We start from the raw sequence: 4267 nt of genomic DNA on the forward strand, positions 1-4267 counted from the left end.
TGTAACCTCATTTGACAAGAGAAGCGGTTTGGAATGGATGCTATCAACAAGGAGAGATAAATAATGAATCAAGCAAGTGAAATTTTCTGGAATGACTATTGGAAGAATAAAGACAAGCCGCAATCAGTCAGTGCGTGGCAATTTGGAGGTGAGCCTGACTATCTTGCACAATTAGTCGTGGATGGCATTAAAACCGCAACTTGTTCAGGACATCTTTTTTATGAAATTGAAAATGAACCTCTTCCAACAACGGAAGATTACAACATTATCCTAAATAGTGAGGATCAACCCGTAGCGATTACGAAAACGGTAGAAGTAACGATTGTGCCGATGAATGAAGTCAGCGAAGAATTTGCAATTGCTGAAGGAGAAGGCGATAGAACATACCAGTATTGGTGGGACGCACATGAGCATTTCTTTAAAAATGAGTTGAAAACAATTGGACGTGAATTCTCTGAAGACATGCTCCTTGTTTGTGAACGTTTTGAATTGATTCACCCTGCAACTGCTCCAAATCAGAGAAAATAGTCGTTGTTTGAGGGCGAAGTATGAATAAAACAGTGTCTCTTGTTGAGGCGCTGTTTTATTTTATAATAGAGGTAAAGAACTCTTTACGTTCAGGTTTTGTTATGGTATAAATATGTAAAGAGTTCTTTACTTTAAAGGTGGTGGACAAATGGCTGTCGAAAATAATATTAGGAAAATTAGGGTAGAAAGGGGAATTAAACAGATTACAATGGCGGAAGATTTACAAGTAACACGCCAAACGATGAATGCTATTGAAAACAACAAATACAATCCGAGTCTTGAACTCGCTCTTAAAATTGTGAAATACTTCGATATACCAATCGATCAAGTGTTTATATTAAAGGAGGATGAATGAAATGAAATTACAAAAATGGACTTTAGCTTTTATCGGTATAGGTACAGTTATCGGTGCCCTCATCGGAATAACAATTATTTATTCAACAACCGGAAATTTTAATATAAGTTCTTTATTGGGCTTTATAACAGCAGCATTGATTCTTATTGTTATCAATGTGATTAAAGTTTTTGTAAAAAAAGACAATACGCCTGAGATAGATGAAAGGATCAAAAAGAATGTCATGTTATATTATTTGTATTCTTCAACTATTTTTATTGTAGTTCTGTTTTTGGGATTAGCTGTCCTATCTTTTTTAAACTTTGAAATTGTTGAAATCACTTATTTATGGATAATTATGATTGCCTATTTATTGATTAGTGGAATAGGTGGGTTTATTGTAATTCGTCGATAAACAGATAGAATGTTTACTATCATTTTTGAATAGGAGGGTAAAAAAGGAGGATAATTTTGTTGCAATGCTGATTATAGCAAGTATGATTGCGTTATTTATTGTATTGGGAATTTTTCTTTTAAAGGGGAAAGGCTCTTCTTTAATAGCTGGTTATAACACGATGCCACCAGAAGAAAAAGAGAAATATGATGTCGCTGGACTCACTAAGTTTATGGGGCAAATGATGTTTGCTCTTTCATTCAGTATGGTATTCTGGATTCTCAGCATTGCTTTTGAAATGAACGGGTTATTCTAGTTTGTCGTTTGACACGTTCTAATTCTTCTTCATAAGTTAGCCATTGTAATTCTCTCGTATTCGCTTTTTGTTGAATATGGTGGACGACTTGATCGATTTGTTGATGTAATTCATGTAATGGCAATGTTGCGTCGATGCGGAAAATTTGGAAGTGACTCGTGCTATTTTCCTCGACTGCTCCAATGATATGGTCCATTTTCAATGTATTCGCATCTTCTTCGAGGGCTGTTAGAATATCTTCTGTACGGAGTTGTTCGGCATCGATTTGCGCGAAATGATGTGCCTCATCAACTTCAATCCCGATATGAAGTTGTGGAAAATATAAATCGATTAATGCGTAGGAACCGTTCGGGCGCTTTACATATTGTTGGCTCACAGGTTGAATGTTAGGATTATCTAGACGATGCCAAATCGCGTTCAGTATGTAGTTTTCAAAATCTTTACGTTTCGTTCTTGAAAAAGTTTTTATTAAATAATCTCTTCGTTCCATATAATTTCTCCACTCTAATCTTTTATTTGAAAGCGATATCATTCTATCATATATTGTATCACGTTGATTCAAATGTTTATCTAAACATTTCTACGATGCTTATAGTCCCCATAAATATAATGAAAACTAAAAACGGAATCCCTAAGCTCATGAACGCTTGCTTCCCATTATAAATATTTTTCTTCTTTAATATATAATCAGTTACAAAGTATAATAAAGCTGCTAATAAACTCAACCAAAGGAAGACTAAACCAAAAAGCATGTGGAATCCGAATGAAAGATAGAATTCCATACTTTTTTTAGTGCGATTGGCAATAAAACGAGCGAGATACTCACTTATTATCGAAGTGATTGTACCGTATAGCAAAATAACGGGAAAACTATACATCAAATATCCAGGAACTGCTAGCATGAAAGTTTCGATATATTCACCAATATATTTAATGCCTACATCAAAAGGATCAGGTATAAATAAAGCTAACAATATCGCAAATAGAAAACTAGAAATTGAAGCAGAAATAATCTTTCTTGGTAGTATTGAACTTATTTCATCCTTAACACTCATATTCTATCCTCCTTGAATTACTCACTTTAAACCTTCAAATATTTCCCATTTTTTATATGTTACCATACTTCTTAAGCTTTTTGTTGTATTGTAAATAAAGTACAACCACCGACAGCTAGGTTTACACTTCATCGCTTCCATGCTATTCCTTTGCATCGACCATTTTTAATTAAGTGACCTTAAATCTTAAAAATTTAAGGTGATGGAGGGGCGATGAAATGCAAATTTCTATTTCGCGATGTAATTCATTTAATTAAACTAAGAAACCCGAAAAACTTTACGTCGTGTAAGTTTTTCGGGTTTTTATTTTAAGTGCAAGGGTGGTATCCTTGGCATCTTTCGCAAAGCGTATAATACGTTCTTTTGTTTTTGCTGTACAAGCGAATAAGTTTTCCTTTTTGACATGTCGGACATGCTTTTAATTCTTTTAACGTTTCGTAGTAAAACGCTTCCGAAAATTCTTTCGGGAAATATGTAGCGAGCAAATCATGTAAAATGCGTCGATCGATTAAAAAGAAATTGTCACTTGCTTCATCTAACGCGGGCTTTGTAAAGTAATGCGTCGTGACAAACAGGCTATTTTCATACCCATCTGACATTGTTTTTCCTTTGAACGCAAGCACTTCTTTTTTGTCTAAAGGATTCGTATTTCTTTTTGGATTCCACGCTTTGCATTGAACCGCCAGAACTTTCTTCTGTTGTTGGAATCCGATAATATCGATGCCGCTATCATGAATTCCGTCGATAATTTGTGTATCGAATCCTAATCGTTGCACGAGTTTCTCTACGAGATAATTAAAGTCATTTGATTTGCATTCGTCTAAATGAGCGATAATTTGAACGAGTTTGGCATCTGTTTGAGCACTCCCTTCCGGTTGGAAAATATGGGTTAAGGAAGTGGAATGTGTTTGTTGTTCTTTGTCTTCTTTTTTAAAAAATCGAAAAACCATCGATTGATCCCTCCGAACTTCTACTAAAATGAGATGAATGATACAATATCTTGTTACTATACTATCATATAAAATCCTTCATTTTAGCCAAATTCGAAAGATACATAGAATAAAATGATGTTTTTGAGAATCTTTTTCTTTCATGAAGCGTATACAGATTATACGAAAAGGAGTGAATGCGATGGATTGGCAGTTGTGGAAGGCGTTTGTTTTTCCTTCAGGAGAGGGCGAGATCATGGAAGAGCAGTCGACGGTACGCTTTGTAGAAGCGGGAGTATTGTTTCGACGTGAGGATGGTTCGGTCGCGCCTATGGCGATATCTATCAACCGAAAAAAGTAGCCGTAGGCGCCGATATTCGCCCCACTAGTGAAGCGTTGAAGCAAGCGCTTATCAATGGCCTGACCGATGCCGGTGTGGATGTGTATGATCTCGGCATGACAGGTACAGAAGAGGTCTACTTTGCCGCCTTTCATCTCGATGTTGAGGGGGGAATTGAAGTGACAGCAAGTCACAATCCGATCGATTATAACGGCATGAAGCTCGTCCGTGAAAATGCACGCCCCATCGGCATGGAGAGTGGCTTAAAAGAGATTCATGACAAGGTGATTGCCGGCCAATTTAGTGAACCGGCACAGAAAGGGAGTGTCACCTCTTACAATATCGTGCCGGAATATATTGAGCATCTCTTA

General features: G+C 36.3%; 8 protein-coding genes and 1 pseudogene. 6 read left to right on the plus strand and 3 right to left on the minus strand.

Features of this window, described 5'->3' with window-relative positions:
* Positions 1-63: 63 nt before the first annotated feature.
* The 4 genes from VIG73_RS00005 (at position 64) to VIG73_RS00020 (ending at position 1572) form a co-directional block, all read left to right on the plus strand.
* The gene (locus tag VIG73_RS00005) at positions 64-528 is read left to right on the plus strand and encodes an ASCH domain-containing protein (RefSeq protein WP_331638082.1); all 465 of its coding nucleotides are present in this window, start codon (positions 64-66) and stop codon (positions 526-528) included.
* Positions 529-676: 148 nt separating this feature from the next.
* Entirely contained in the window at positions 677-883 is a 207-nt protein-coding gene (locus VIG73_RS00010; RefSeq protein ID WP_331638084.1) for a helix-turn-helix transcriptional regulator, read from the plus strand.
* 1 nt (position 884) lies between these two features.
* Complete coding sequence (locus VIG73_RS00015) at positions 885-1277, plus strand: hypothetical protein (protein WP_331638086.1); 393 nt, start codon at positions 885-887, stop codon at positions 1275-1277.
* Between the two features lie 64 nt (positions 1278-1341).
* A complete protein-coding gene (locus tag VIG73_RS00020) occupies positions 1342-1572 on the plus strand; it encodes a DUF3784 domain-containing protein (RefSeq protein WP_331638088.1) in 231 nt (76 codons plus the stop codon).
* On the opposite strand, the gene VIG73_RS00025 is transcribed toward VIG73_RS00020, so the two are convergent.
* From VIG73_RS00025 to VIG73_RS00035, 3 genes are all read right to left on the minus strand, one after another.
* The gene (locus VIG73_RS00025) at positions 1538-2062 is read right to left on the minus strand and encodes an AbaSI family restriction endonuclease (protein WP_331638090.1); all 525 of its coding nucleotides are present in this window, start codon (positions 2060-2062) and stop codon (positions 1538-1540) included. The two genes, VIG73_RS00020 and VIG73_RS00025, sit on opposite strands and share 35 nt — an antisense overlap.
* Positions 2063-2138: 76 nt before the next feature.
* On the minus strand, positions 2139-2627 hold the full coding sequence (locus VIG73_RS00030; RefSeq protein WP_331638092.1) for a hypothetical protein: 489 nt from the start codon (positions 2625-2627) through the stop codon (positions 2139-2141).
* A 308-nt stretch (positions 2628-2935) separates the two neighbouring features.
* On the minus strand, positions 2936-3577 hold the full coding sequence (locus tag VIG73_RS00035) for a restriction endonuclease (protein WP_331638094.1): 642 nt from the start codon (positions 3575-3577) through the stop codon (positions 2936-2938).
* Between the two features lie 181 nt (positions 3578-3758).
* On the opposite strand from VIG73_RS00035, the gene VIG73_RS00040 reads away from it, so the two are divergent.
* Together VIG73_RS00040 and VIG73_RS00045 are read left to right on the plus strand one after the other, a co-directional pair.
* Positions 3759-3917 carry a hypothetical protein gene (locus VIG73_RS00040; protein WP_331638096.1) on the plus strand — a complete coding sequence of 53 codons (159 nt, stop codon included), beginning with the start codon at positions 3759-3761 and terminating at the stop codon, positions 3915-3917.
* A 14-nt stretch (positions 3918-3931) separates the two neighbouring features.
* Positions 3932-4267, plus strand: a pseudogene (locus VIG73_RS00045) (phosphomannomutase CpsG); the annotation flags it as partial.

Source organism: Cerasibacillus sp., from assembly GCF_036516575.1.
Classification (GTDB): Bacteria; Bacillota; Bacilli; order Bacillales; family Amphibacillaceae; genus Cerasibacillus.